A 25,161-nucleotide genomic window follows, 5' to 3' on the forward strand; every position below is an offset into this window, starting at 1 on the left:
GCGTCAGAGGCTCTGCACGGCCGGGGCGCTGAACCACGCGTCCGGGCCCGGCAGCAGCGCCCACTCGATGCGCTGGCGGGCCAGCTCCGAGATCGGTGGCAGGTCCGCCAGGCCGAACCAGCCGACGGCCAGCGACTCGTCGTCGTTCACCCGGGCCTCGCCGCCGACCGCGCGGCACCGGAAGGTGATGTCGACGAACTCCGTCTGGTCGCCGTTCGGGTAGATGTTCGGCGGCTGGGTGAGCACGCTGGTGACCCGCTCGGGCACGACGTGTACGGCCGTCTCCTCGTACACCTCGCGGACCACGGTCTCGGCCGGCTGCTCGCCCGGGTCCATGCACCCGGCGACGAGCGCCCAGCGGCCGTTGTCGGAGCGCTGCCCCAGCAGCAGCCGGCCGGCGTCGTCGAAGACGACGGCGGTGACGCCGGGCAACAGCAGCGGGCGGTGCCCGACGACCTCACGGAGGCTCTTGATATACGGCGAAATGGGCATGCCGGACAAGATAATGCCCACCGGCCGACACCACCGACCACGCCGCGCAGCGTGTTGTCAGCCGATCAGCGGGCGGACCTCCTCCGCGACGAACCGGACGAACCCCTCCGGCTCCGGGTCGTCGGCGGTCGGCTGCAGCACCACCGTCGTCGCGCCGGCCTCGGCGAAGCGCTCGATCGCCGCCGCCACAGCCTTGGCGTCCCCGGCCGCACCGGCGAAGTCCATGCCGGAGCTCTCCTGCTGTCTCGCGATCCGGCTCTCGGCCGTCGGCCCGGTCGCGGCCGGCAGGAACACGACCAGTTCGTGTCCGTCGCGGCCGGCGATCTGCGCGCGGGCCGCCGCCACGCCCTCGGGCGACGTCCCGCCGGTCAGGATGGTGCCGTCGGCCAGCTCGCCCGAGAGCCGCAGCGTCTTCGGCCCGGTCGCGCCGAACAGCAGCTCGGGCGCGGGGTCCGGCACCCAGTCCAGCGCGACCGCGTCGAGCCGCACGTAGCGGCCCCGCGTGGTCACGGTCTCGCCGTGCAGCAGGGCGCGCAGCGCGGTCGCGTGCTCCCGCAGCAGGGTCATCGGCGAGGCCGCCTTGGCGCCGACCTGTGCCATCCACTCCTGCACACCGTGGCCGATGCCGACGATCGCCCGGTCGCCGAACATCCGGCGCATCGTGGCGATCTCCATCGCCGCGAGGGCGACGTTGCGGAACGGCACCGGCACGATGCCGATGCCGACCTGGAGCCGGGTGGTCCAGGCCAGGGCCGCCGACGCCGCGGCGACGCCGCCGTTGAGGAAGCAGTCCTCCCACAGCCAGAGCTGCTCGAGGCCGGCCCCGTCGGCGGCGCGGGCGATGTCGCGCAGGCGCTCGGGCGGGTTGGAGGGCAGGAAGACGGCGCCGAGTTTCGTCATGGGGCCATCGTCCTCGATGCCTGTGACAATTTCAGCGATCGCCGAGGCGGGCGCGCGCCTCCATGAGCGCGAAGCCGAGCAGGTTGAGCCCGCGCCACCGAGCCGGGTCGGCGGCGCGCTCGTCCGTCGCCGCCAGGCCGATGCCCCAGATCCGATCGGTCGGGCTCGCCTCGACCAGCACCCGCTCGCCCGTGCCGGCCAGGAAGTCGCGCAGCTCGGGCCGCTGGCCGAACTTGGCGACGCTCGCGTCGACCACGATGGCGCGGCGCTGGTCGGCCCAGGTCCCCTCGTCGAAGTCGCGCACCCGCCGGCCCAGCATCTTGGCCTGGCGTGGATGGCTCGCCGCGACGATGCGGCGCGCGGCGTCGTCGTCGCCGAAGAGCAGAGCCTTGCGCCACATCATGTAGTGCTCGGCCGTGGCGAACCGGACGCCGTCCACGGTGAAGGCCGACGGCCACCACTGGCTGAGGCAGCCGGTGCCGATGGAGCCGTCCCGCTGCGGGCGGTGGCCCCAGAAGAACAGGTATTTCACCCGCTGGCCCGACCGGGCCAGCTCGATCACGTCGTCGACGGTGCCCGGCATTTCGCTCACGCCGGAATTATGCCGCCCGCCCCTGACATCCTCATCGCGATTTACCCCGGAGCCACCACATCGGACCGTGGAAATATTAGTTGAGATTTATATAAGCTAAGTCGCAAACACCGGGCAGAAGTGTCGGTGGCGATCGATAGATTCATCGTGCGGATCGGCGCCACGGGGGCGCCGATCCGTCCATCTATCCGGCGGTGCCGCGCAGCAGGGTCTCGGCCGATTCACGGATCCGGGCCGGCAGCTCCGGCGGCGACTCCACCGTGAAGTCCGCGCCCATCGCGCCGAGGATCATGACCGGCCAGCTCAGGTCGTCCACCCGCATCCGCAGCCGGCACTCGGCCGGCGACACGTCCTCGACCGTCGCCCACTGGCCGACGAACTGCCGCACCGGCTCCGCCGCCCGGTGGATCACCACGGACACGTCGTAGCGGTTCGGCACCGCGGCCAGCCGGGCGCGCATCCAGGCGACGGGATCGCCGCCGGGTATCTCGCGCGGGCGGAAGCGCGCGCCCGTCGCGGCCGGCTCCGCAAGCCGGTCGACGCGGAAGCTGCGCCAGTCGCCCCGGTCCAGGTCCCAGGCCAGGAGGTACCAGCGGCGGCCGAGCGACACCAGGCGGTGCGGCTCGACGTGGCGCGTCGCGGACTCGCCGTCGCGCGGCGTGTAGCCGAAGCGCAGCCGCTCCTCGCTGCGGCAGGCCATCGCCAGCGTGGTCAGGGTCCGCGCGTCCAGCGTCGGGCCGCCGCCGAAGACACCCGGCGCGGTCGCGGCCTGCAGGGCGTCGATGCGCCGGCGCAGCCGGGGCGGGAGCAGCTGGATGACCTTCGCCAGCGCGCGCACCGAGGTCTCCTCGAAGCCGGCCACCGCGCCGGCCGCCGCCGTACGCAGGCCGATCGCGATGGCGACCGCCTCCTCGTCGTCGAGCAGCAGGGGCGGCACCGCCGCACCCGCCTGCAGCTGGTATCCGCCGGCGACGCCGCGGGCCGCGTCGACGGGATAGCCCAGCTCCCGCAACCGGTCGACGTCGCGGCGGAGCGTGCGGGGGCTGACCTCGAGCCGCTCGGCCAGCTCGGTGCCGGGCCAGTAGCGATGGGTCTGCAGCAGGGAGAGCAGCCGCAGCATCCGTGCACTCGTGTTCGCCATGGATTCAGTCTCGCTCCAATTGCGGTCCAAAACTGGCCGCTATGAACCCTAGCGTTGGACCCATGATTGAGACGCACGAGCTCACCCGGCACTTCAAGGACGTACGCGCCGTGCAGGGCATCGACCTCACCGTCGCCCCCGGCGAGCTGGTCGCGCTGCTCGGCCCGAACGGCGCCGGCAAGTCGACCACCCTGCGCATGCTCACCACGCTCATCGCGCCGACCTCCGGCACCGCGCGGGTCGCGGGCTTCGACGTGGTCCGCCACCAGCGCGAGGTGCGGCGGCGGATCGGCTACATCGGACAGGGCAACGGCGCCGGCCACAGCCAGCGGGGCCGCGACGAACTGATCAGCCAGGGTCGCGCGTACGGAATGAAGGTAGTCGCGGCGCGGCGGCGGGCCGCCGAGCTGATCGACTCGCTCGGCCTCGGCGAGGTCGCCGACCGGACGGTGTCGACGCTCTCCGGCGGCCAGCGCCGCCGGCTCGACATCGCCATGGGCCTGATCCACGCGCCCGAGCTGCTCTTCCTCGACGAGCCGTCCACCGGGCTGGACCCGCAGAACCGCGCCAACCTGCAGGAACACATCCTGCGGCTGCGCGAGCGGCACGAGACCACGATCGTGCTGACCACGCACTACCTCGACGAGGCCGACTCGATGGCCGAGCGGGTCATCGTGATCGACCACGGCCGGATCATCGCCGACGACACCCCCGCGCGGCTCAAGACCGAGCACGTCGGCGACCGGATCATCCTGGGCTTCGACCACGAGGTCGACGCGGCGGCGGCCTCGGCGCGGATCGCGCACACCCTGCGGCGCGACGGCAACCGGCTCACGATCTCGGTCCCGAACGCGCCCCGGCTCGTGCCCGACCTGCTCGAGGACCTGCGGGCCGCGGGCCTGCCGGCGGCCGAGGTCGAGGTCCGGCGCCCGACCCTCGACGACGTCTTCCTCACCCTGACCGGACGCAGCCTGCGCGAGGGCGGCGCGGCCGCCGAGACCACCGAACGCGACAACGCACTCGTGGAGGCCTGAGCCATGTCCAACCTCGTCACCGACACCGGCGTCGTCTTCAGCCGCGAGCTGCGCCCGATGCTGCGCAACCCGTTCGGCATCGTCTTCTCCATGGTCCAGCCGCTGGTCTTCCTCGGCCTCTTCGCGCCGCTGCTGCCCGACGACCTGTCGCTGCAGTGGTTCGTGCCCGGCATCGTGGTGATGTCCTGCCTGTTCGGCACGTCGATGACCGGCTCGAACCTGCTCTTCGAGATCCAGACCGGCTCGCACGAGCGGATGCTGGTCACTCCCCTGCGCCGGCCCGCGCTGCTGATCGGGCGCGCGCTCAAGGAGATCGTGCCGGTGATCGCCCAGGCGGCGGTGATCGTGGCGATCTGCCTGCCGTTCGGCTTCGAGCTGCACCTCGGCGGCGCGCTGCTCGGCCTCGTCATCCTGTGCGTCTTCTGCCTGGGGCTCGGCGCGCTGTCGTACACGCTGGCGCTCGCGGCCAAGAACCAGGAGTGGCTCTTCTGGACCGTGCAGCAGACGCTGCTCTTCCCGCTGCTGCTGCTCGCCGGCATGCTGCTGCCGGTGTCGGAGGGCCCGGGCTGGTTGCAGACCCTGTCGACATGGAACCCGCTCACCTACGTCGTCGACGCGGAACGCGCCCTCTTCGCCGGCGACGTCTGGGCGAACACGACCGTTACCGGCGCGATCGCCGCGGCCGGCGTCGGCGCGGTCGGCCTGCTCGTCGGTGTCCGGGCGATGAATCGTTCGGACTGAGCGGCCCACTTGCCACGGCGTTCAGATCATGGAAACTGGACGGGATCCGCGCCCCGCGGATCCCGTCCAGTGCGCCCAGGCGCCGGACTGTGCGGCGCGGGGCGGCGCGGAACGGTTACCGTCGTTCCCGCATGTGCTGCGAGCGACGGGGGACCACGGGCGATGTTCGGGCGAGGGCGGCGCGAGGTGCCGCTGATCCCGCGTACGTTCGGCCGACTGATCGAGGGCCTGAACCGGCCCCGGCGCGCGATCCCGCAGCCGCGGCGTGGCAACCCCGACGCGGTCGTCGACTGTGCCGTCTATCACGACGGGACCAGGCGACCCGGGCCGGTGCACTACGCCGACGCCGCCCGGCAGGCGCGCCGCCAGCGCGACGCGTTCGTGTGGCTCGGCCTGCACGAGCCGGACGAGGCCACCATGGCCGCCATCGCCCGGGTCTTCGGGCTGCACGAGCTCACCGCCGAGCAGGCCGCCGCCGCCGGGCACCGGCCGGCCGCCGAGACGCTCGGCGACGTCACCCGGCTCGTGCTGCGTACCGCGCGTTACGTCGAGCACACCGAGCTCACCGCGACCTCCGAGGTGGTCGACACCGGCGACGTCACCGTGCTGGTCGGGCCGCGGTTCGTGATCACCGTGCGGCACGGCGCGGCGGGGGCGCTCAAGCCCGTACGCGAAGAGCTCGAGCAACGTCCCGCCCTGCTCGCACAGGGGCCGTGGGCGGTCGTGTACGCGGTCTGCAGCCGCATGGTCGACCTCTACCTCGACGTCGCCGGCCACGTCGAGCACGACCTGGAGGCCCTCGAAGAGGTCGCCTTCTCCGCGAGCAGGCCGCCGGACATCGCGCACATCTACCAGCTCAAGCGGGAGATGGTCGAGTTCAAGCGCGCCGTGATACCCCTGCAGGAGCCGCTGCAACGGCTACTCGACCGCGGCGTCGTTCCGGCGGAACTGCAGCCGTACCTGATCGACCTGCGCGGGCGGCTCGCCCGGGCCGTCGACCGGGTCGCCGGCTTCGACGACCTGCTGAATTCGATCCTGCAGGCGCGGCTGGCGCAGGTCTCGGTCGACCAGAACAACGACATGCGCAAGATCGCTTCGTGGGCGGCGATCGCGGCCGTGCAGACCGCCATCGCCGGGGTGTACGGCATGAACTTCGAGTACATGCCGGAGCTGCAGTGGCGGTACGGCTACCTCGGCGCGCTGCTGCTGATGGCCACCGCCGCCGTGCTGCTGCACCGCAGGCTGAAGAAGGCGGGTTGGCTGTGACGATCGCGGAGCCCGAGGAGCGCTGGGCCGTCCTCGGCCGGCGGGCCTGCCTGGTGCTGGCGCCCCTGTTCATCGACGTCGAGCACGTGGGCAGCACCGCGGTGCCCGGCCTGCCCGCGAAGCCCATCATCGACCTGATGGCCAGCGTCGATCACCTCGACGACGTGAACCACCAGGCGCTGACGACGTACGGCTACCAGGTGGCGCGCTCCGGCATGCCGGGGCGGCTCCTCTACCGGCGCGAGGACTACGACAGCACGGGCTACCACCTGCACGTGGTGACCGCGGAGAGCTGGCCGACCCGCAACGAGCGGCTGCTGCGCGACCACCTGATCGCGCACCCCGCGGACCGCGAGCGCTACGCGGCCCTCAAGCGCGAGCTGATGGACCGGTACGGACCCGGCGACGCGTACACGCAGGGTAAGACCGACCTGATCCAGGAGCTGATCGACGCGGCCCGCGCGGCCCGCGGCCTACCCTCGGTTCCGGTCTGGGAAGAGTAGGTCACTCTGCGTGTCCGAGCCCGTACCCGACATCGGACGTTGCGGCTGTGACCAGGCATAACGCCTGAGGTCACCCGAGTAACAAAACTCCACCGAACGGTCACGGACCCGTCAACCGGTCCGCATGATCTCCACTCCGGACAGGTCCCGAGTGTGCACCGCTTCGCCCTGGCAGCCGAACACGCAAGGTAACTACCGTTTGGCTTCGATCACTGCACTGGGGGCTGCTGGGTGGAGAGCACGGTTACCGAGGCCGAACCGCGGAGCCTGGACGCCGGCGCCGAGGCGCCCGGCCGCACCGGCCTGGTGGCCGCCCTGCGGGGGCATCTGGACCTGTTCCTGAACGCCGGCTCGCTGATGGCGACGACCGCGATCACCTCGCTCTTCGGCTTCGCGTACTGGTGGCTGGCCGCCCGGACCGCGCCCGCCGAGGCCGTCGGACAGGCCTCCGCCGCGGTCTCGGCGATGACGCTGATCGGCACGATCGGGATGTTCGGCATGGGCACCATGCTGATCTCCGACCTGCCGACGCTGCGCGGCCGCAAATGGGATCTGATCTCCACCTGCCTGCTGGTCGCCGGCGGCGCCGCCACCGTGGGCGGCCTCGTCTACGTCGCGCTCGCCCACCTGGCCCTGCCCGGCCTGCAGAACGCGCTCGGCGGCACGGCCGCCACCGTGCTGCTGGTCTTCGGCATCGCGCTGAACGCGATGACGCTGGTCCTGGACGAGGCCCTGGTCGGCCTGCTGCAGGGGCCGATGCAGCTGATGCGCAACGCCTGGTTCTCGGTGATCAAGCTGGCCCTGCTCGGCGCCGTCGCCGTGCTGCCGCTCACCCTGACCGGCGGCGAGCTGCTGCTCACCTGGATCGCCGGCGCGGTCGCGTCGGTCGCGATCCTCGCCCGCGCCCTGCGGCGCAAGGGCATGATCGATTCGGTACGCCCACGAGCGTCGCTGCTGCGCGGCCGGGGCCGGTCGACGTTCGACCACAACCTGCTGAACCTGGCCACCTACCTGCCGCGGGCGGCGCTGCCGCTGGTCGTCACCGCGGTGCTGTCGGCCGAGGCGAACGCGTCCTTCTACACCGCCTTCATGGTGCTGTCCTTCCTCGCCATGGTCCCGGGCAACGTCGCGCTCACGCTCTTCGCGGTGGCCGGCGGCGACCGGGACGCGCTGCGTTCCAAGGTCCGGATGGGCCTGCTCATCTGCCTCGGCGTCGGCCTGCCCGCCTCGCTGGTGGTCGCCGTCGCCGCGAAGCCGATCATGGGCCTCTTCGGTGCGGGCTACGCGGAGAGCGCCGGAACCGCGCTGACCATCCTGGCGCTGACCTACCTGCCGTTCGTCTTCCACCACTTCTTCCTGGCGATCTCCCGGGTGCAGGGCCGGCTCCGCGGAGCCGGCATCTTCTCGGTCTTCGCCGGCGCCGCCGAGCTCGCCGCCGCCTGGTACGGAGGCAGCCGCGGCAGCCTCACCGAGCTCGTCACCTGGGTGGCGCTGGTGATGGCCGCCGAGACCGTGCTGGTCGCGCCGACCGTGCTCCGGGTCGTCTTCGCCCGTACCCCTCTCGAGGAGAACATCATGGCCACCACCAGCCTGACCCTGCGCGAACGCTCCTGGCTGCCGCTGGAGTACATCCGGACCGTCGGCCCGCTGACCGGCGTCACCGCCGAGCGGCTGCGGAACGCGCTCATCGGGCTGCACGCCGCGGACCCGACCCACCGGGCCGTGTCGCGGCTCGACCGCGCCGGCGCGCGCTGGGAGCACATGGACGCGGCGGCGTTCGCCGCCTACGTCCGCGAGGCCGTCACCGACCTCGGCGACGGGCCCGTCGACTTCGACGCGATGACCCGGGAACTGCAGGCGGAGCAGCGGGCACACCACCCCGTACGGATCCTGGCCGGCGGCGGCTACGTCGCGATGAAGGTGGCGCACGCGTACGGCGACGCCGGTCCGGTCAACACGCTGCTGCGGGAGCTGGTCCGCGCGGCCGGCGAGGAGCGGGCGGCGACGATCGCCCCGTCGACGCGGCACCGTTGGGCGCTACCCAAGGCCTGGTGGAAGCAGTTCGGCACCAAGCCGGGCAGCTGGCGCGAAGGGCTGAGCTTCGCCCGGCCGCCGCACCAGGAGCCGTCCGCGACCCGGCCCTGGGCCGCGAGCCTGACCGTCGAGACCGCCCGCTCCGCCGACGTGCTGGGCAAGATGCGGGTGTGGCGCGACCAGTACTCGCCGGGGGTCACCACGTCGGCGATCACGTTCGCGGCGTTCACCGCGGCGCTGCGGGAGCTGGGGCTGAACCCGGACGAGTCCGGGGGCACGTTCCTGGCCGACGCCCGCCGGTACGTGGACAAGGGCGTCAGCATCGACAGCAACTTCTGCATGGGCCCGTACCTGAGCCCGCCGAGCCTGACCGACCCGCAGTCGATTCACACCACGCTCAAGGCGGAGCTGGCCACCGGCCGGATCCTGACCATGATGCTGCTGCGCGAGGGCAAGATCGCGGTGACCGGGGCGCCGGGCCTGCCGGATCCGTACCCGGCCGAGGCGCCGATCGAGCCGCGGCCCCGGCTGACGTTCAGCAACCAGGGGCGCCACGACGTGCTGGCCGACCTGCCCTGGGCGGTCGACGTCGCCGGCCGGGTGAACCAGAGCGTTCCGACGCTCAACGGGCCGGAGGGCATCACGCTCACCACGTCCGAGATGGGCGGCGTGCTGCACCTGGAGGCGACGTTCCACGCCTCCACCTACGACCCGGCCGTGGTGGCCCAGGCGCTGCGGCTGGTCTGCGCCGACCCGGCCGCACTGATCATGGCGACCCGCTAGCTGGCGGGTCCGTCCGAGACGGTCCTTACGCGCGGTCGGCCGCCCCCGCCGGCCGCGCGTAAGGATCCCTCGGTTCGTGGTGATCGGGGTTGCGCAGCACGGGCAGCCGGAGCCAGTAGACATTGGCCTTCTCGACCGCGTGTTCGCCGCAGGTGTTGTAGATCAATGTCGCCTCGATGGGCACCATCGTGTTCCATTTGTAGGCCGCGTCCACTTTGAACGCCGTGTAGTCGGGCCGACCCGGGTTGAGGTCGGAGTCGCGCCGGAACGAGGTGTAGGTGCCGGTGTTCTCCGGGTAGGTGATCCCGACTCGTTCGGCCCGGACGGTCACCTCGGCATCGCAGATCCTCTTGCCGGTGGCCCACCAGACCTTGACCCAGGTCGGCTGGTGCGCCATGACGACCTCGAGCCGGTGTACCACCGGGCGCGGGCCGTGGTGTCCCGCGGCGGCCGGGGTCGCGGTCAGGGCTGTCGCCGCCAGCAGCGTGGTCGCCAGTACGGCGGTTCGCCGGATCCCACTCATCAGCTCTCCAAACGCCTCGGAACCTAACAATTCGCATGATATTGCGATTCCGGGCGTATAGAGGTCACTTTCAAAAAGGCAAGACCACGACAAAACGCGTGGTCGACCAGATGGCCGACCACGCATTTATCTGCACAACAAGGACGTCAGTAATTACCCGCGCTGGCCGCCACCCTGCTGGCCCCCGCCCTGCTGACCGCCACCCTGCTGGCCCCCGCCCTGCTGACCGCCACCCTGCTGACCGCCACCCTGCTGACCGCCACCCTGCTGGCCCCCGCCCTGCTGACCGCCACCCTGCTGGCCCCCGCCCTGCTGACCGCCACCCTGCTGACCGCCACCCTGCTGGCCCCCGCCCTGCTGGCCCCCGCCCTGCTGACCGCCACCCTGCTGACCGCCACCCTGCTGGCCCCCGCCCTGCTGGCCCCCGCCCTGCTGACCGCCACCCTGCTGGCCCCCGCCCTGCTGACCGCCACCGGGGTGGCCGCCGCCGCCCGGGTGTCCGCCGCCGCCCGGGTGGCCCCCGCCGCCCGGGTGGCCCCCGCCGCCCGGGTGACCCCCGCCGCCCGGGTGACCCCCGCCGGCGAACACGACGACCGGCATGGCCAGGTTGAACGTCCTGCGGATCGTGCGGTCGCGGCGCCCGCAGTTGTCGTACTCGATGACGGCGCTCAGCCGCGCGATGCCGGGGCGACGGAACTGCGGGTTCACCAGGAACGTCGTGACGTCACTGCGCCCCGGGAACAGCGTGTCGCTCCGCGAGAAGGAGGTGAACCGGCGCGCACCCGGGTAGCCCACGTACACGCCGCGGCTGTAGACCCGGACCTCGACGTCGCAGATGCGGCGGTCGGTGGCCCAGCGGATGCCGACCCAGGTGGGCGAGAAGGCCCGGACGGTCCGGATCCCGTTGGACACGGGCACCGGGCCACGCGGCGACGCTTCCGCGGCGGTCGGCGCCACCAGCGACGCCATGCCGATGGTGGAAGCGGCGGCAGCCGCGAGGGCTCCGATTCGACGACCCTTGCTCATCCCAGATCCTCCGAAAGCTAGTCAGCTGCCGGGCCTGACGGCCGGCATGCTCAGGAGGTTATGGGACCTTTTTACCCGTAGAGCCCAATTAGACGGCGTTTTGGGCGTTTTATAGCTTTTTGACCATTATATGGAGACCCACTAGTCCGTTCGTCCGATGATCAAATGCCTCCGGTACGGTGCCGACGATCGTGAAGCCGAGCGCCTGCCAGAGGTGCACGGCGGGCGCGTTGCTCTCCACCACCGCGTTGAACTGGATGCTGTGGTAACCCTCGCGGCGCGCCCAGTCGATGACGTACTCGCCCAGCGCCCGGCCGACACCGCGACCGCTCCACTCCGGGTTGACCATGAAACTTCCGGTCGCGACGTGCGCGCCGCGCCCCGGCCGATTGGGACCCATCTTCGCCGAGCCGAGGATGTCGTCACCCTCGACGGCCACGACGGTCAGCCCCGGCGCCGACTCCATCCACAGCGCCCGCGCGTCGTCCGAGCCGAGGCCGAGCGGGTAGACGTACGTCTCGCCGGCCTCCACGATCCGCGACCAGAACGGGTAGATCCGGGGCCAGTCCTGCGGTGTCGCCGCTCTGATGTCCATGGCTGGGAACATACGGCGGCGCAGATCGAGCCAACGACTCGGATTTAATGGTTCAAATCACCTTGAACGCCCCAGTCAGGGACGATAGGTGAAGTATCGGTTACAGAGGGGGATGGCATGTCGCTCAGCGCGGCCCATTCGGCGGCGTTCCGCCGCGAGGTGCCTCAGGAACGCCGGGTCTGGTCGATCCGGGACGCCGCGGGCTTTCCCGCGCCCCGGGACGCCGCCGGGAACCGGGCCATGCCGTTCTGGTCCAAGCCGACCCGGGCCGGCCGGGTCCTCGACACCGTCGCGGCGTACCGGGGGTTCGAGGTGGTGGAGATCCCCGTCCACGACTGGCTCGACGGCTGGCTGCCCGGCCTGCGCCGCGACGGGCTGCTCGTCGGGGTGAACTGGGCCGGCCCGCTCGCGACCGGCTACGACGTGGCACCCGCCCGGGTCGCCGGCTGGTTCGACGAGCTGGACTGACCGCCGGAACGGCCCCGGCCCGCGCCGGCCGTCGGCCGCGGGGACACCGCGGCCGACGAGGACTCCGGTGCCGGCGGCAGCGGGCGTGACTCGACCGTCCGCTCCGGCAGATCGAAGCTCCAGCCCGCGCGCTTGAGCTTGGGGATCAGCTTCGTCAGCGCCGCCACCGTCTGCTCACGCTCGCCGCCGCCGTCGTGCACCAGCACGATCGCGCGCGGCGTCAGCTGCTTCTCGATGCGGTCGGCGATGGTCTGCGCGCCCGGCAGCAGCCAGTCGTCCGGGTCGACGACCCAGCCGAGCGGCGTGTGGCCGAGGTCGTTGCCGACCTTCGCGGACCGGCCCCACGAGCCGTACGGCGCGCGGAAGTACGGCACCGTCGCGCCCGGCGCGGCAGCGGCGATGGCCTCGTCGGTACGGACGATGTCGTCGCGGGCCGCCGCCGCGGTGAGCTTGCCGAGATCGTCGTGCTTCCACGAGTGGTTGCAGAGCAGGTGCCCCTCGGCGATCATCCGCCGCACCAGCTCCGGGTGCTTCTCGACCTCCTCCCCGACCATGCAGAAGACGGCCTTGACCTGCTGCTCGGCGAGCAGGTCGAGGACCTGCGCCGTGTACGGCGACGGCCCGTCGTCGAAGGTGAGCGCGAGCCGCTTGCCCTTGCCGGCGGTGTGCACGACCGGCACGCCGGGCGCCGGCTTCTGATCCTCGTCCTTGCGCTGACCGACGGACTTGGCACGCCCGGCGTCGCCGACGTCGATCCGGCCGACGTGCGCCGGCCTCGGCAGGGACCTGCTCGGCGTGCCGTCCAGCGCGTCACGGGTGAAGTCGCGCCACAGCCGCGCGGGCACGGTCTCGCCCTTGATCGCGGCGCCCGCCGAGTCGCGGATCGGGCCGGGCCGGGCCTTGCCGAGCCAGACCGCGGTGGCCAGCTCCGGCGTGTACCCGACCATCCAGGCGTCCTGGTTGTCCTTCGTGTCGCCCCACGGCTGCGCGCCGGCCTTGCCCGCGGCGGGCCGGCCCGGCAGCACGTCGCCGCCCTTCACCACGGCGCCGAGGACGGTGGTGACGTCGGCCGCGGCCTTGCTGTCCAGCACCCGCTTCGCCACGGGCACGGCCGCCCAGAGCTGCCGGCCGTCGGGCGCGGTCGCGCTCTCCACGAAGTACCGGTCGTGCCGGACGCCACCGGCGGCGAAGGTGGCGTAGACGGAGGCGAGGTCGCCGGGGGTGACCGGATAGCGGCCGATCGCGATGTCCGAGCGGGTCCGGCCCGGCGTCGGGTCGCCCTTGGCGTCCACCAGCGTCGGTTCGCCGCCGTACGTCCTCGCGACGCCCAGGTCGTACGCCATGGACCGGACGGTGGCCGCGCCGATCTCCTCGGTGACCGCGTAGAACGGGGTGTTGAGCGAGTCGACCATGGACTTCTCGAGGGTGCAGCTCGGGCACTGCCGGTCGCCGCGGTTCACCAGCGGCACGCCGAGCCGGCCGGCGAAGACGCGCGGCGAGCTGCCGTCCCAGCGCGACAGGTAGCCGATGCCCTTGCTCAGCGCCGCGGCGAGCACGATCGGCTTGAACGTCGAGGCCGCCGGGTGCGCCGCCGAGGCGTCGTCGAAGAAGCCGCGCCCCTGGTCGCCGCCGTAGTACGCCCGTACCGCGCCGGTCGCGGGGTCGACCGCGACCAGCGCGGCCCGCAGGTCCTTCGGCTGGCCCGCCAGGTGGGCCGCGACCTGGTTGACGGCCGCGCCGTGCACGGCCGGGTCCAGGGTCGTGGTGATCGACAGGCCCTGGGTGTGCAGGGCGCGCGGCGTGACGCCGTGCGCGGCCAGCTCGCCCTCGACCCGGTCGATGACCAGGCCGTTGGCGCCGGGTACGCCCTCGGTCGCGGAGTTGACCGGCGGATAGTGCGGCTCCTCGGCGAGCCAGCCCAGCTCGCGCTGCGACTTGATGATCCAGGTCCAGCGGGTCCGAGCGGCCTCGGCGTCGTTCGCCGGGTCGAAGCCGTACGGATCCTTGATCACCGAGGCGAGCACGGCGCCCTGCGCGGCGGTGAGCCGGTCCGGCGTGATCCCGAAGTAGGCGTTCGCGGCCGCCGCGATGCCGTACGCGCCGCGGCCGTAGTAGATGGTGTTGAGGTAGCGCTCGAGGATCTCGTCCTTGGTGTGCTCGCGCTCCAGCCGGATGGCGAGCGCGAACTCCTTCGCCTTGCGCTCCACCGACACGTCCTGGGTGAGGAAGGCGTTGCGGGCGTACTGCTGGGTGATCGTCGAGGCGCCCTGCCGGCTACCGCCGACGTCGGCGACGACGGCGCGCAGGACGCCGCGGACCGAGACGCCGCCGTGGTCGTAGAAGTCGCGGTCCTCGGCGGCCAGGACCGCGGACCGGACCGCCGGCGGCACGGCCGACAGCGGCACTTCACTGTGGTCGGTGGTCCCGACCCGGGCCAGGATGGTACGGCCGTCGCGGTAGTACAGCGTCGACGCCTGCGGCTCGGCCGCCCGCGCGGACATCGGCACCGACTCGATGTACGCCTCCACGACCCCGACCCCGATGCCGCAGAGGACCAGTGCGACCACGACGAGCCGCACCACGATCCGCCCCGGCCTCCGCCTCTTCCGATGATCTCCCACGCTGAGGTGACGAGAGCCGACCGTCGATCGGTGCATCCCGCGGCGGAACTACTTTGCGTGCGCGATTCCCTACATTTGATCTACGGTCAGTGACCTGGCGTTTCGCGGAGGTTGCCGCAACGGCCGGTGAAACATGTCTCTTCTCGCCACGAACTCGCGCCGGCGACGAGTGGTCCCGTAGGCACCCTGCCTCTATGCTTGCCAGACTGCAAACAAAAAGGGGTGCACCGGTGCGGACTCTCGAGATCCTGGTCGTCGACGACGACGACGCCGACGCCCTGATGATCATGGAGGCGCTGGAGAGCCCGGAGCGCGGCGCGACGGTCAACCGCGTCGCCGACGGCCGCGAGGCGCTGGACTATCTGCTCCGCACGCACCCGTACGAGAGCGCCCAGCGCCCGGACCTGATCCTGCTGGACCTGAACATGCCCCGCATGGACGGGCGCGAGACCCTCGCCGCGATCAAGTCCGACGACCGGCTGAAGGCCATCCCGGTGGTCATCCTGACCACGTCGGGCGCGGCGCCGGACATCGCGTCGAGCTACCAGCAGCGCGCGAACGCCTACGTGACCAAGCCGTTCGGCCTGGACGAGTTCGAGGCGACGGTCCGCACCATCGACCGCTTCTACGGCGAGGTCGCGCTGCTCCCACCCGGCGACTGACCTGCGGTTACAGCGGCCCTCGCCGGGGTATCCGAAGGGCATGTCGCAGAACAACGCACCCGAGGACCTCGGGGCACCGCAATCGTTCGTGGTCCTCGCCGAGGGCACGCCGGTCTACGACCGCGCGGGCGACAGCGCCGGCACGGTGGCACACGTCCTGGCGGACCGGCCGGAGGACATCTTCCACGGCCTGGTCCTGAAGACGTCGGACGGCCACCGCTACGCGAGCGCGAGCCAGGTCGACGGCATCTTCGAGCGCGGCGTGATCATCTCGGTGCCGGCCGGTGAGCTGAGGGAACCCTCGGCGGACCCGGTCGCGGACGGCGACGCCAACTTCGCCGACGGTCTCCGCCGGGCCTGGAGGTGGCTCATCCAGCCCCGGTGAACGACCCGGCCCTGGGCGGAGCCGCCGGCGATCACCGAACGGCTCCACCCACCCCCGTTGGTGTCGAGCCATTGAGTAGCGTGCCCGACTACTCTGAAATCCGGATTGATGAAGGCTGAAATGCCGAACCGGAACGGGGGGCCGCCGGGCCATGTGGGATCTGCGCATCCTCGGGCCGGTCGAGCTCCTCGTCGACGGGCGGCGCCTCGACCTCGGACCCGCCAAGCAGCGCGCCGTGCTCGCCGCGCTCGCCGTCGACGCCGGGCGCACCGTGCCCGTCGACGTCCTCATCGACCGGATCTGGGACGAGAATCCCCCGAGGACGGTGCGCAACGCGCTGCACACCCACGTGCTGCGGCTGCGCCGCTCGCTGGAGACGCTGGGTGACGCCGCCCGCCTCGAGTTCCGCGACGGCGGCTACGCCCTGTGCGTCGAGCCGGAACTTCTCGACCTGCTCCGGTTCCGGCGCCTCGTCGCGCGTTCCCGCGGCGCGACCCAGAGCCGCGGGCAGACCGCCGACCTGCTCCGCGAGGCGCTCGGGCTCTGGCACGGCCAGCCGCTCGCCGGCCTGCGGGGCGAGTGGGCCGCGCGGGTGCGCGACGAGTGCGAGCAGCAGCGGCTGTCCGCGACGCTGGCCCTGGCCACGATCGAGCTCGAGCTGGGCACGCCGCCCGGCGCCGTCGCCGACCTGGTCCGGCCACTGCTGGAGGCACACCCCCTGGACGAGTCGCTGGCGGCGGTGCTGATCCGGGCGCTGCGCGCCGACGGCCGGCAGTCCGAGGCGCAGGCCTGCTACCGCCGGATCCGGCAGCGGCTCCGGGACGAGCTCGGCGCCGCGCCGGGTACCGAGCTCGAGACCGCACACCAGGCCGCCGCCCCGCGCCGCCCGGCGGCCGAGGCGCACGTGCCGCGACAGCTGCCGCTCGACGTCCGGGGATTCACCGGCCGCGAGGCCGAGCTGTCCACCCTCGACGAGTTCCTGGACGAGGCCGAGGGAACGGTCGTCGCCGTGGTCTCCGGCACCGCCGGGGTCGGCAAGAGCACGCTGGCGGTGCACTGGGCGCACGAGGTCCGGGACCGGTTCCCCGACGGCCAGCTCCACGTCAACCTGCGAGGCTTCGACCCGGCCGGCCCGCCCGCCGCGCCGACGGAGGTGCTGCGCGGATTCCTAGAGGCGCTCGGCGTGCCGGCCCAGCGGATCCCCGGCGACGTCTCGGCGCAGGCCGCGCTCTTCCGCAGCCGGCTGACCGACCGGCGGATGCTGATCCTGCTCGACAACGCGGCCGACGCCGCGCAGGTCCGCCCGCTGCTGCCCGGCGGGGCCGGCTGCCTCGCCCTGGTGACCAGCCGCGCCTCGCTGTCGGGCCTGATCGCCGCCGAGGGCGCCCGGCCGCTGCGCCTGGACACCATGTCCGGCGCCGAGGGCCGCGAACTGCTCGCCCGCCGGGTCGGCGAGCACCGGATCAAGGACGACCCCGACGCCGTGGACCGGATCCTGACGGCCTGCGCCGGCCTGCCGCTGGCCCTGGCCATCACGGCGGCCCGCGCCGCGACCCACCCGAACTTCTCCCTGGGTACGCTCGCCGCCGAGCTCACCGAGGCCCGGCACCGCCTGGACGCGCTGGCCGACTCCGACCCCGCCACCGACGTGCGGGCGGTGTTCTCCTGGTCCTACCGCACCCTCGACCCGGCCGGTGCGCGCCTGTTCCGCCTGCTCGGCCTGCTGCCCGGCCCGGACGCGGGCATCAACGCCGTCGCCAGCCTGGCCGGGCTGCGCACGGACGAGGTGCGGCCGCTGCTGGCCCGGCTGATTCAGGCCAACCTGCTGGCCGAGCAGCCGGCCGGGCGGTACGGCTGCCACGACCTGCTCAGGGCGTACGCGCGGGAATTGACCGACCGGATCGACCCGGAAGCCGACCGCCGGGCGGCGACCCACCGGGTGCTGGATTTCTATCTGCACACCGCGCTGGCCGGCGACCGCCTGCTCTACCCGAACCGCTCGCAGCTGCGCGACCGGCCCGATCCGATGGCCGTCGGCGTGACGCCGGAGCCCTTGGCCGACATGGCCGCCGCACTGGCCTGGTTCGCCCGCGAGCAGCGGCCGCTGCGCGCCGTTGTCGACCTCGCCGGGGCGACGGGCTTCGACAACCATTCCTTTCTGCTGCCGTGGGCGCTGGCCACGTTCTTCGCGCGGGAATGGAACGAGCGGGACTGGATCGCCTGCCTGGACGTCGCGCTGGCGGTCGCGGAGGGCTCCGACGACCCGGTCCGGCTGGCCCGGGTCCACTACCGCCTCGGGCACGCCCATGGCGAGCTCGGCCGCCCCGAGCCGTCACACCGCCACCTGACCCTCGCCCTGGAGCTGCTCGACGACCACGATGACGCCGAAGAACGGGCCGTCGTCCACCTCAACCTGGGCGCGACCGCGCGGTCGCTCGGCCGCTACGACGAGGCGCTTGAGCAGGCCCAACTGGCCCTGGAGGGGTACCAGGCGCAGGGCTTTCGCCCCGGCGAGGCGAGCGCGCTCAACAACCTGGGCTGGTGCCACGTGACCATGGGCAACTACGCGGTGGCGCTGGAGTACTGCGAGCGTGCGGTGGCCATCCAAGAGGAGGTGGGCAACTGGCCCGGCGCGGCGCACTCCTGGGACAGCGTCGGCTACGTGCACCACCATCTCGGCGCCTACGCCGCGGCCCTGACCTGCTATCGCCGGTCCCGGGAACTGTTCCGCGAGCAGGGCGACCGCCGCTTCGAGGCGGTCATCCTGACCCACCTGGGCGACACCCACCTGGCCGCCGGCGACCCGGCGCCGGCACACGACGCCTGGCGCCAGGCGCTGGACATCTACGAGGAGATCGACCACCCGGACAGCGCGGAAATCCGCGCGAAGCTCCGCAGCGACCTGGCCCGCGTCGCCGCGGACAGCTGAGCGGAACCCGCGGCGACCCGGCCCGGGTCACGGCGTCTCCCCGCCCGCCCGCTGCCCGGCACTGTTGAAACGCGTGCGGGCCGACCGGAGACCGGCCGGCCCGCGTCACGCGGTGTGCCTCGCGATCAGATCGCGCTGCCCTTCTTGTACTCGTCCCAGCTCATGTTCCAGTCGGTCCAGCCGTTGCCGTTCTTCAGCTTCTCCCCGGTGCCGCTGACCGTGATCGGGTCGCCGAGCATCGTGCGGCCGAACAGCCACTTGCCGTTGGCCATCGAGACGTTCACGCAGCCGTGCGAGACGTTGGCCCGGCCCTGCACGCCCTCGGACCACGGCGCGGCGTGGATGAACTGGCCGCTCCAGGTGATCCGCTGGGCATAGTCGATCTTGGTGCGGTAGCCCTCCTCGGGGCCCAGCTCTGCCAGCGTGTCGAAGACCGTGTGCGCCTTCTTCTCGATGACGACCATCGTGCCGCTCGACGACGGGGTGCTCTTCTTGCCGAGGCTGACCGGGATGGTCTTGATGACCTTGCCGTCCTGCTTGACGGTCATCTTCTTGGTCTTGTTGGAGACCGTCATCACCAGCGCGCGCCCGGTCTTGATGTCCACGGTCAGGTCGGAGCGGCCATACCAGCCGTCGCCCATCGGGACGCCGGCGAGCTGCACCTTGTAGAAGATCTTGGTGTTGGCCTTCCAGTACGTCTTCGGGCGGTAGTGCACCTCGGTCGGGCTGATCCAGTGCCAGATGCCCTCCTGCTCCGGCGTCGCCGTCACCGGCATGCGGAGCTGGACGTCGTCGCGGTACTTGGCCGGGACCGAACGGCCGAACCTGACGATCAGCGGCATGCCGACGCCGACCGTCTGACCGTCGCCGAGGAAGCTCGTCACCCGCACCAGCTTCGACGGCTTCTTCATCACCGTGAAGTTGCTGCTCGTCGTGCCGCCCTTGTCACCCGAGGCGGTGCCGTTGACCGTCACCGTGTAGGTCTTGCCCCAGCCCAGCGCCTTGGCCGGCCGGAAGACCTTCTCGTCCTTGTCGAGCTCGCCCTTGACCTCGCCACCGTCGGCGTCCTTGACCTCGACGGAGGTGTTCTCGGCGTCCTCGGTCTCATACTTGATCTCGGTCGAGGCGACGACGTCCTTGGCGTCCGCGGCCGGCGACGTCACCGCGACCGTGCTCAGCGTCGGCTGCGGCGAGGGAGAGGCCGAGGCCGGGCCGTCACCCGCGGCGCCACCCTGCCACGCGGGCGAGTCGCCCTTGTCGCCGCTGCACCCGGCGGTGACCAGCACACTCGCGGCCACCAGCGCCGCAGCGGCCGTCCGCCAAGGCCGCCGCCCGGCCGGGCCGGACACGGACCGTTCTCCACGAAGTCCCATGATCCCTCTCAGCGCGCCGTCGTCAGGCGCCAATCTTCCTCCATGAATGCCGGGCCACCAATCCCGGATTCGTGCCGCGACCCCCGGAGAGTGGGGCCGGACCTGGATAGGTGCTGAGAATCACGCTGCGTACCGAGGTTCAGGCGGTGGCCCGGGCCGCCAAATCTGCGGGCACCGGCAGGGCGCTGCCCTTCACGAAGTCCTTCCAGCTCAGGTCCCATGCCGTCCAGCCGTTGCCGGCGGCCAACTTGTCCCCAGTACCCCGAACGGTGATCGGATCACCGATCAGGGTCTTGTCGAACAGCCAGCGGGCGTTCGACGGGGATACGTTGACACACCCGTGTGACACATTCCGGCGGCCCTGCGAGCCGACCGACCACGGGGCCGAGTGGATGTACTGGCCGCTCCAGGTGATGCGCTGGGCGTACTCGATCTCGGTCCGGTAGCCCTCGTTCGGCCCCAGCTCGGCGGTGGTGTCGAAGACGGTGGCCGCCTTCTTCTCCATCACGACCATGGTGCCGCTCGACGAGGGGGTGCTGGACTTGCCGAGGCTGACCGGGATCGTGCGGACCGTCTTGCCGTCCTGGACCACGGTCATCTTCTTGGTCTTGTTCTCGACCTTCATGACGAAGCTGCGCCCGATCTTGGCAACCGCGCCCCGGTCCTGGTCGCCGTAGCGCCCGCCGCCGGTGGGCAGCCCGCCGACGGCGATGCGCACGCTGAGCTTGGTGCCGGCCGTCCAGTAGTCCGGTGCGCGGTAGTAGGCCTGGGTGCCGCTCGCCGTCCACGACCAGACACCGGGCTGCGCCGGCTCGGTCTTGACGAACATCCGCTTCTGCACGGCGGCCCGGTCCTTCTTCTTGATGCCCGGGTTGAACTCGACGACGACCGGCATGGCCACGCCGTACGTGTGGTCGTCGAAGAGGTAGAGCCCGGTACCCGTCTGCTTGCCGGGCCGGCCCATGGTGGTGAAGCTGGTGGAGGCGGTCTTGGTCTGCCCGGCCGCGTCGACGGCGGTGACCGTCGCGTCGTACCGCTTGCTGGTCTTGAGAGGCTTGCTGGGCACCCAGGCCGAACCGTCGTCACGCAGCGCGCCGTCGACGGCCTTGCCGGACGAATCCTTGAGCGCGACGGTGGTCACATTGCCACCGGAGACCGTGAAACCGATCTCAGCGCTGACCGGCACGCCCTTCTTGCCCGTGGCGGGCGTCACACTCAGTGACAACGGACCGGTCGAGCCGGACTCGGGCACGGCTCCGGCGGACGGCGGAGCCTGCGAGGCACCGGTACCCACCCAGGCGGCGGTGGGCTTGTCCCCGTCGCCACAGGCAGCCAGCGCCAGCGGCGCAACCACCACCAACGCAACTACCGCCACGACCGAGCGCCGCATGCTGACCATTCTGTGCCCCGTTCTCACGTTCCGGCTGGCACATCCTGCCCTATCCGCGCAACATCCGGTGTCATCCTCAGGGCGGGTTTAGCTCCAACGATCATGCAGGCGGCCCGATTTCAGGGTGCCCGGGAGGCCGTGTTAATGTTTCTGCGTTGTCAGCGAGCGCCGCTAGCTCAACTGGCAGAGCAGCGGACTCTTAATCCGCGGGTTGTAGGTTCAAGTCCTACGCGGCGCACCATGCTTCACCAGGCCGTATAGCTTCCGAGCTATACGGCCTTGATCTTTGTGGGACGTCGGTGGGACGGGTGTGGGCGACCCCGTTTGCCGTCCTTGCGGTGTCTGGAACGCCTGCCCGCTGGGCGTTCCGAGGAGACGATCACGGTCGGCTCAGCGGATTTCGCCGGGTGGTCGGTGGGGCGGTGCCGGCGCCCGGTTTGCGGACCGTGGCGGCGAGCACGAGCCTTGCGGTGGCTTCGGCCGCATACGCCAGCAAGTCGGTCAGGACGCTGGTGTAGGTGTCGGCGGTCAGCACGATGCTGCTGTGCCCCAGCTGGGCTTGTACCGTCTTCAGGCGCAGTGCGCGAGACTCGCGGCGCCGTGGCGCAGATCGTGCAGCCGGACCGGCGGTAGCCCGGACTCCCCGACCAGATGGGGGAATCGGCGAGTCAGGAAGTCCGGGTGCAGCGGCGCCCCGCCGTCGGCGACGAACACATACCCGGAGTCCTGCCACGCTCCGCCCGCCGCGCGTTGCTCGGCCCGTTGCCGCCGTCTGTGTTCACGGAGCAGCCGCACGGTGTACCGGTCCAGCGCGACCAGGCGGCGGCTCGCGGCGGTCTTGGGCGGTCCGACGGTCACCAGGTGGCCGTTGGCGATGCGCTGCTGCTCGATCATCGCGACTCCGGCCTCGAGGTCGACGTCCGCCCAGCGCAGCCCTGCGGCCTCACCGCGGCGCAGGCCGCGTAGCGCGATCAGCCACCACATCACCGCCAGGCGGTCCTGCGCAACGAAGGACAGGAACATCGCGGTCTGCTCGACCGTCCACACCGCTACCGCCGGCCGCTCCCCGGTCTTCTGCCACGCTTCGACCCGCTGCGCCGTCCAGACCAGCGCGTGCGGGCGCCGGGGCGAGGGCACCTCGACATAGCGGGCCGGGTTATCGCGCAGCAGGCCCTCGCGGATGGCGGCGTTAAGCGCCGAACGCAGGGTCGCCCGGATGCGATGCAGCGTCGACGGAGACGGGGTACGCCCGTACCGGTTCGTGGCCGCACCGATCGCCGTGATCATGTCGGTGATGTGCCGGCCGGTCAGGTCGCAACGCCGAGGACCACGAACAGCTCACCACGTGGCTGCCGGACGGGCCCAGGACTCGACTTCGACCCTGCTCTGCGGCCGGGACTGGTGAGCACCATCACCTTTGGCCTCGCTGATCCCCGGCCGGCGCCCAGCAATTCCCGGGTGGCGAGGACGGCGTCCATGACGGCGATGTCCCAAGCCGCTGCCTCGGCCTCGGGCCGATATGTGACAGCCGCCTACGTGGTGTTTCGCATGCAGTTTCCTCCCGTGTTCCCGACATTGACGGGCATGGCCGTCGAGCACGTCTGCTGCGGTTCCGCCGACGACCTCGGCGGGTGGGCGCGGCACCGGGAACCCGACCGTCAGTTCCGGGCACCGCGCCCCGAGGCACCCCTCGGCGGCCTGACCTCGTACGGGCTTGTCCGGATAACCCCGCAGGGCCTTCCGCAGCCGGCACCGGGGCCGGATCGTCTTCGGCAGACGTCCGGCAGCGAACGCCGGCAACGAAAGGATTTCCACAATGAGCGCACGCTGTCCGGTGTGGCCCACGCCATGCTGCCGGCTGCCCTGAGGGGACATCCCATTTGACACCGGCCCGGCAAAGAACCGGCCGCCGTCGCCTTGCATCGAGTTCCACAATGCTGAAGGGCCACATCCCAGGCCGTCTAAGGCAGCCCGAAGCCTGCGGATTCAATCCGGCCCGGCCGCGGACGGAAATAGAGATCAACCTATTGTTAGGCAATCCTCGGACCAGGTTCGCCGCGGGTATGCGGCGGGCGAAAGGATAAATGTGCGTAAATCATTCGCCATGCATCGGCGTCTGCTCGCCGTGGGCCTCGGTGGCGTCTTGGCCGCGACGGCGGCCGCCGCGGCCCGCGCTGCCGAGCCCTCCCCGGACCCCTCGGTCAGCGCCGTCTCGGTCACGCCGGATGGGCACACCGGCAAAGGGGGCGCGATCCACGGGTCGGCCAGCGACGACGGCCGGTACGTCGCGTTCTACTCGCCGGCGACCGATCTTGTGCCCGGCGACGCCAACGACAACACGGATGTCTTCCTGCGCGACCGCCAGACCGGCAAGACCACCCTGGTGTCGGTCGCGGCGGACGGCACCCAGGGTAATGGTTACTCGTACGAGCCGAGTATCAGCGGCGACGGCCGGTACATCGTCTACTCCACCGACGCGTCGAACCTCGTCCCCGGCGACGACAACGGCAGGGCTGACGTTCTCGTCTATGACCGGGAGACCGGCACGACGACACTGGTGTCGGCCGGCCCGGATCTCACCAGCGGGGACGGCTCCTCCGATATGCCGGTGATCAGCGCGGACGGCCGCCGCATCGCGTTCCGCTCCAACGCATCCGACCTGGGCCCCCAGGTCGGCGCTCGCCCGAGTTCTCAGGTCTACGTGTACGACCTGGCGGATCGGCGTCTCGCCCTGGTCTCGCACGACGACGACGGAAACCCGGCGAACAAGTCGACCCTGGATCTGGACGTCAGCTCGGACGGCCGGTACATCACCTACACCAGCGGGGCAACGAACCTGGCGGGTGGCCGCCCCGACGAGGTGCTGAACCGGGATCTCTATCTGTACGACCGGCAGGACGACAGCACGACCCGTCTGATCACGTCTGCCTACAGCTCGTCGATGAGCGCCGACGGCCGCTTCGTGGCGTTCAACTCCTACGGCACCGGCATCCTCCCGGCGTCGCTCAAGAACGTCGGTATCTTCCTGCTCGACCGTACGACCGGGAACACGACGCTCGTCTCGGCCGGCCACGATGGCACCGAGCCGGACAAGTCCTCGTTCAATGCGGTGGTCAGCGCCGACGGCCGGTACGTGAGCTACCGCTCGAACGCGCGCAACCTGGTTCCGGGCGGGAGCGGCTGGATGAGCGGCGTGTACTTGTACGACCGGCAGAACGGCACCACCACGCGGGTGGCGGGCGGCACCGACTCCAGCTACGCCGTCAGCCCGGCGTTCAGCCGGGACGGGACCCATCTCAAGTTCGCCTCGAGCGACCCGAATCTCGTGCCCGGCGACACCAACAACGCACCGGACATCTTCATCCGCCGTCTCGGCTGAACCTCGGCACCGGACCGGCCCCGGAGTCACCTGCTCCGTGGCCGGTCCGGCCTCGTTCGACGATCGCCGGTACGCAATCAGCGGCGGTAGGTGAGCTCGCCGCCGACGTCACGTTGCCGGCGCGGTCTAGGTCGTGTTTCGTAGGGCGTCGATGTCACGGCGTGGCGGTCGTCGATGACTGAAGAGGTCTCCGGTAGTTGGTTCAGCGACCAAACAGAATCAGACTCAGCATGATCGAGTGCTCTGTCATCGGCAGATCAGTGGGTCTAAGAACAGACTTTCTCCCCGGCTCGGACAGAGTCGTCGAGGAGTCCGCCCGGGTCG

The 25,161-nt window shown here is 71.3% G+C and carries 23 protein-coding genes and 1 tRNA gene; 12 read left to right on the top strand and 12 right to left on the bottom strand.

What is annotated here, in order from left to right:
- Positions 1-3: 3 nt before the first annotated feature.
- The 4 genes from ACIBSW_RS31545 to ACIBSW_RS31560 form a co-directional block, all read right to left on the bottom strand.
- On the bottom strand, positions 4-492 hold the full coding sequence (locus ACIBSW_RS31545) for an NUDIX domain-containing protein (RefSeq protein ID WP_354728338.1): 489 nt from the start codon (positions 490-492) through the stop codon (positions 4-6).
- 57 nt (positions 493-549) lie between these two features.
- Positions 550-1,392, bottom strand: coding sequence for an LLM class flavin-dependent oxidoreductase (locus ACIBSW_RS31550; protein ID WP_354728340.1), 843 nt, complete (start codon positions 1,390-1,392; stop codon positions 550-552).
- Positions 1,393-1,423: 31 nt separating this feature from the next.
- Complete coding sequence (locus ACIBSW_RS31555; protein WP_354728357.1) at positions 1,424-1,975, bottom strand: NADAR family protein; 552 nt, start codon at positions 1,973-1,975, stop codon at positions 1,424-1,426.
- A gap of 193 nt (positions 1,976-2,168) precedes the next feature.
- The gene (locus tag ACIBSW_RS31560) at positions 2,169-3,125 is read right to left on the bottom strand and encodes a YafY family protein (RefSeq protein WP_354728342.1); all 957 of its coding nucleotides are present in this window, start codon (positions 3,123-3,125) and stop codon (positions 2,169-2,171) included.
- A gap of 62 nt (positions 3,126-3,187) precedes the next feature.
- On the opposite strand from ACIBSW_RS31560, the gene ACIBSW_RS31565 reads away from it, so the two are divergent.
- From ACIBSW_RS31565 to ACIBSW_RS31585, 5 genes are all read left to right on the top strand, one after another.
- Positions 3,188-4,159, top strand: coding sequence for an ATP-binding cassette domain-containing protein (locus tag ACIBSW_RS31565; protein ID WP_354728344.1), 972 nt, complete (start codon positions 3,188-3,190; stop codon positions 4,157-4,159).
- 3 nt (positions 4,160-4,162) lie between these two features.
- Positions 4,163-4,900: an ABC transporter permease gene (locus tag ACIBSW_RS31570; protein ID WP_354728345.1), complete on the top strand. Its 738-nt coding sequence runs from the start codon at positions 4,163-4,165 to the stop codon at positions 4,898-4,900.
- 162 nt (positions 4,901-5,062) lie between these two features.
- On the top strand, positions 5,063-6,166 hold the full coding sequence (locus ACIBSW_RS31575) for a magnesium and cobalt transport protein CorA (protein ID WP_354728347.1): 1,104 nt from the start codon (positions 5,063-5,065) through the stop codon (positions 6,164-6,166).
- Positions 6,163-6,669 (top strand): GrpB family protein, encoded by a 507-nt coding sequence (locus tag ACIBSW_RS31580; protein WP_354728359.1) that lies wholly within the window; start codon positions 6,163-6,165, stop codon positions 6,667-6,669. The genes ACIBSW_RS31575 and ACIBSW_RS31580 overlap by 4 nt, the downstream gene beginning before the upstream one ends.
- A 231-nt stretch (positions 6,670-6,900) precedes the next feature.
- Entirely contained in the window at positions 6,901-9,486 is a 2,586-nt protein-coding gene (locus tag ACIBSW_RS31585) for a lipopolysaccharide biosynthesis protein (RefSeq protein ID WP_354728348.1), read from the top strand.
- A 25-nt stretch (positions 9,487-9,511) separates the two neighbouring features.
- Here ACIBSW_RS31585 and ACIBSW_RS31590 read toward each other — a convergent pair whose 3' ends face one another.
- From ACIBSW_RS31590 to ACIBSW_RS31600, 3 genes are all read right to left on the bottom strand, one after another.
- On the bottom strand, positions 9,512-10,009 hold the full coding sequence (locus ACIBSW_RS31590; protein ID WP_354728350.1) for a hypothetical protein: 498 nt from the start codon (positions 10,007-10,009) through the stop codon (positions 9,512-9,514).
- A gap of 153 nt (positions 10,010-10,162) precedes the next feature.
- The gene (locus tag ACIBSW_RS31595) at positions 10,163-11,035 is read right to left on the bottom strand and encodes a hypothetical protein (RefSeq protein ID WP_404799516.1); all 873 of its coding nucleotides are present in this window, start codon (positions 11,033-11,035) and stop codon (positions 10,163-10,165) included.
- A gap of 109 nt (positions 11,036-11,144) precedes the next feature.
- On the bottom strand, positions 11,145-11,630 hold the full coding sequence (locus ACIBSW_RS31600; protein WP_354728354.1) for a GNAT family N-acetyltransferase: 486 nt from the start codon (positions 11,628-11,630) through the stop codon (positions 11,145-11,147).
- Between the two features lie 117 nt (positions 11,631-11,747).
- Between ACIBSW_RS31600 and ACIBSW_RS31605 the strand changes: the two genes are divergently transcribed.
- On the top strand, positions 11,748-12,098 hold the full coding sequence (locus ACIBSW_RS31605; RefSeq protein ID WP_354728356.1) for a DUF2750 domain-containing protein: 351 nt from the start codon (positions 11,748-11,750) through the stop codon (positions 12,096-12,098).
- On the opposite strand, the gene ACIBSW_RS31610 is transcribed toward ACIBSW_RS31605, so the two are convergent.
- Positions 12,047-14,680, bottom strand: a complete 2,634-nt coding sequence (locus ACIBSW_RS31610) for a transglycosylase domain-containing protein (RefSeq protein ID WP_404799517.1) — start codon at positions 14,678-14,680, stop codon at positions 12,047-12,049. The two genes, ACIBSW_RS31605 and ACIBSW_RS31610, sit on opposite strands and share 52 nt — an antisense overlap.
- Before the next feature lie 269 nt (positions 14,681-14,949).
- Between ACIBSW_RS31610 and ACIBSW_RS31615 the strand changes: the two genes are divergently transcribed.
- The 3 genes from ACIBSW_RS31615 (at position 14,950) to ACIBSW_RS31625 (ending at position 18,695) form a co-directional block, all read left to right on the top strand.
- Positions 14,950-15,381, top strand: a complete 432-nt coding sequence (locus tag ACIBSW_RS31615; RefSeq protein ID WP_354724317.1) for a response regulator — start codon at positions 14,950-14,952, stop codon at positions 15,379-15,381.
- 40 nt (positions 15,382-15,421) lie between these two features.
- Complete coding sequence (locus ACIBSW_RS31620; RefSeq protein ID WP_354724319.1) at positions 15,422-15,766, top strand: hypothetical protein; 345 nt, start codon at positions 15,422-15,424, stop codon at positions 15,764-15,766.
- A gap of 151 nt (positions 15,767-15,917) precedes the next feature.
- Entirely contained in the window at positions 15,918-18,695 is a 2,778-nt protein-coding gene (locus ACIBSW_RS31625) for a tetratricopeptide repeat protein (RefSeq protein WP_354724321.1), read from the top strand.
- A gap of 125 nt (positions 18,696-18,820) precedes the next feature.
- Here ACIBSW_RS31625 and ACIBSW_RS31630 read toward each other — a convergent pair whose 3' ends face one another.
- Entirely contained in the window at positions 18,821-20,068 is a 1,248-nt protein-coding gene (locus ACIBSW_RS31630; protein ID WP_354724323.1) for an Ig-like domain-containing protein, read from the bottom strand.
- 139 nt (positions 20,069-20,207) lie between these two features.
- Positions 20,208-21,467: an Ig-like domain-containing protein gene (locus tag ACIBSW_RS31635; protein WP_354724325.1), complete on the bottom strand. Its 1,260-nt coding sequence runs from the start codon at positions 21,465-21,467 to the stop codon at positions 20,208-20,210.
- Between the two features lie 156 nt (positions 21,468-21,623).
- On the opposite strand from ACIBSW_RS31635, the gene ACIBSW_RS31640 reads away from it, so the two are divergent.
- Positions 21,624-21,699: transfer RNA gene (locus tag ACIBSW_RS31640), tRNA-Lys, on the top strand.
- Positions 21,700-21,837: 138 nt separating this feature from the next.
- Here ACIBSW_RS31640 and ACIBSW_RS31645 read toward each other — a convergent pair.
- Together ACIBSW_RS31645 and ACIBSW_RS31650 are read right to left on the bottom strand one after the other, a co-directional pair.
- Positions 21,838-21,993 carry a hypothetical protein gene (locus ACIBSW_RS31645; RefSeq protein WP_354724327.1) on the bottom strand — a complete coding sequence of 52 codons (156 nt, stop codon included), beginning with the start codon at positions 21,991-21,993 and terminating at the stop codon, positions 21,838-21,840.
- A 35-nt stretch (positions 21,994-22,028) separates the two neighbouring features.
- Positions 22,029-22,745, bottom strand: a complete 717-nt coding sequence (locus ACIBSW_RS31650; protein WP_354724329.1) for a site-specific integrase — start codon at positions 22,743-22,745, stop codon at positions 22,029-22,031.
- A 189-nt stretch (positions 22,746-22,934) separates the two neighbouring features.
- On the opposite strand from ACIBSW_RS31650, the gene ACIBSW_RS31655 reads away from it, so the two are divergent.
- Positions 22,935-23,342 (top strand): hypothetical protein, encoded by a 408-nt coding sequence (locus ACIBSW_RS31655; RefSeq protein WP_354724331.1) that lies wholly within the window; start codon positions 22,935-22,937, stop codon positions 23,340-23,342.
- A 220-nt stretch (positions 23,343-23,562) separates the two neighbouring features.
- The gene (locus ACIBSW_RS31660; RefSeq protein ID WP_354724332.1) at positions 23,563-24,837 is read left to right on the top strand and encodes a hypothetical protein; all 1,275 of its coding nucleotides are present in this window, start codon (positions 23,563-23,565) and stop codon (positions 24,835-24,837) included.
- Positions 24,838-25,161 lie beyond the last annotated feature (324 nt).

The sequence above is a fragment of the Actinoplanes sp. NPDC049668 genome (assembly GCF_044465445.1).
Lineage (GTDB): Bacteria > Actinomycetota > Actinomycetes > Mycobacteriales > Micromonosporaceae > Actinoplanes.

Excerpts from the sequence above, each read along its gene's own strand:
- ACIBSW_RS31545 (WP_354728338.1), bottom strand. The coding sequence starts at position 492 with ATGCCCATTTCGCCGTATATCAAGAGCCTCCGTGAGGTCGTCGGGCAC.
- ACIBSW_RS31550 (WP_354728340.1), bottom strand. The coding sequence starts at position 1,392 with ATGACGAAACTCGGCGCCGTCTTCCTGCCCTCCAACCCGCCCGAGCGC.
- ACIBSW_RS31555 (WP_354728357.1), bottom strand. The coding sequence starts at position 1,975 with ATGCCGGGCACCGTCGACGACGTGATCGAGCTGGCCCGGTCGGGCCAG.
- ACIBSW_RS31560 (WP_354728342.1), bottom strand. The coding sequence starts at position 3,125 with ATGGCGAACACGAGTGCACGGATGCTGCGGCTGCTCTCCCTGCTGCAG.
- ACIBSW_RS31565 (WP_354728344.1), top strand. The coding sequence starts at position 3,188 with ATGATTGAGACGCACGAGCTCACCCGGCACTTCAAGGACGTACGCGCC.
- ACIBSW_RS31570 (WP_354728345.1), top strand. The coding sequence starts at position 4,163 with ATGTCCAACCTCGTCACCGACACCGGCGTCGTCTTCAGCCGCGAGCTG.
- ACIBSW_RS31575 (WP_354728347.1), top strand. The coding sequence starts at position 5,063 with ATGTTCGGGCGAGGGCGGCGCGAGGTGCCGCTGATCCCGCGTACGTTC.
- ACIBSW_RS31590 (WP_354728350.1), bottom strand. The coding sequence starts at position 10,009 with ATGAGTGGGATCCGGCGAACCGCCGTACTGGCGACCACGCTGCTGGCG.
- ACIBSW_RS31595 (WP_404799516.1), bottom strand. The coding sequence starts at position 11,035 with ATGAGCAAGGGTCGTCGAATCGGAGCCCTCGCGGCTGCCGCCGCTTCC.
- ACIBSW_RS31600 (WP_354728354.1), bottom strand. The coding sequence starts at position 11,630 with ATGGACATCAGAGCGGCGACACCGCAGGACTGGCCCCGGATCTACCCG.
- ACIBSW_RS31605 (WP_354728356.1), top strand. The coding sequence starts at position 11,748 with ATGTCGCTCAGCGCGGCCCATTCGGCGGCGTTCCGCCGCGAGGTGCCT.
- ACIBSW_RS31620 (WP_354724319.1), top strand. The coding sequence starts at position 15,422 with ATGTCGCAGAACAACGCACCCGAGGACCTCGGGGCACCGCAATCGTTC.
- ACIBSW_RS31625 (WP_354724321.1), top strand. The coding sequence starts at position 15,918 with ATGTGGGATCTGCGCATCCTCGGGCCGGTCGAGCTCCTCGTCGACGGG.
- ACIBSW_RS31630 (WP_354724323.1), bottom strand. The coding sequence starts at position 20,068 with ATGGGACTTCGTGGAGAACGGTCCGTGTCCGGCCCGGCCGGGCGGCGG.
- ACIBSW_RS31635 (WP_354724325.1), bottom strand. The coding sequence starts at position 21,467 with ATGGTCAGCATGCGGCGCTCGGTCGTGGCGGTAGTTGCGTTGGTGGTG.
- ACIBSW_RS31650 (WP_354724329.1), bottom strand. The coding sequence starts at position 22,745 with ATGATCACGGCGATCGGTGCGGCCACGAACCGGTACGGGCGTACCCCG.
- ACIBSW_RS31655 (WP_354724331.1), top strand. The coding sequence starts at position 22,935 with ATGACGGCGATGTCCCAAGCCGCTGCCTCGGCCTCGGGCCGATATGTG.
- ACIBSW_RS31660 (WP_354724332.1), top strand. The coding sequence starts at position 23,563 with ATGCATCGGCGTCTGCTCGCCGTGGGCCTCGGTGGCGTCTTGGCCGCG.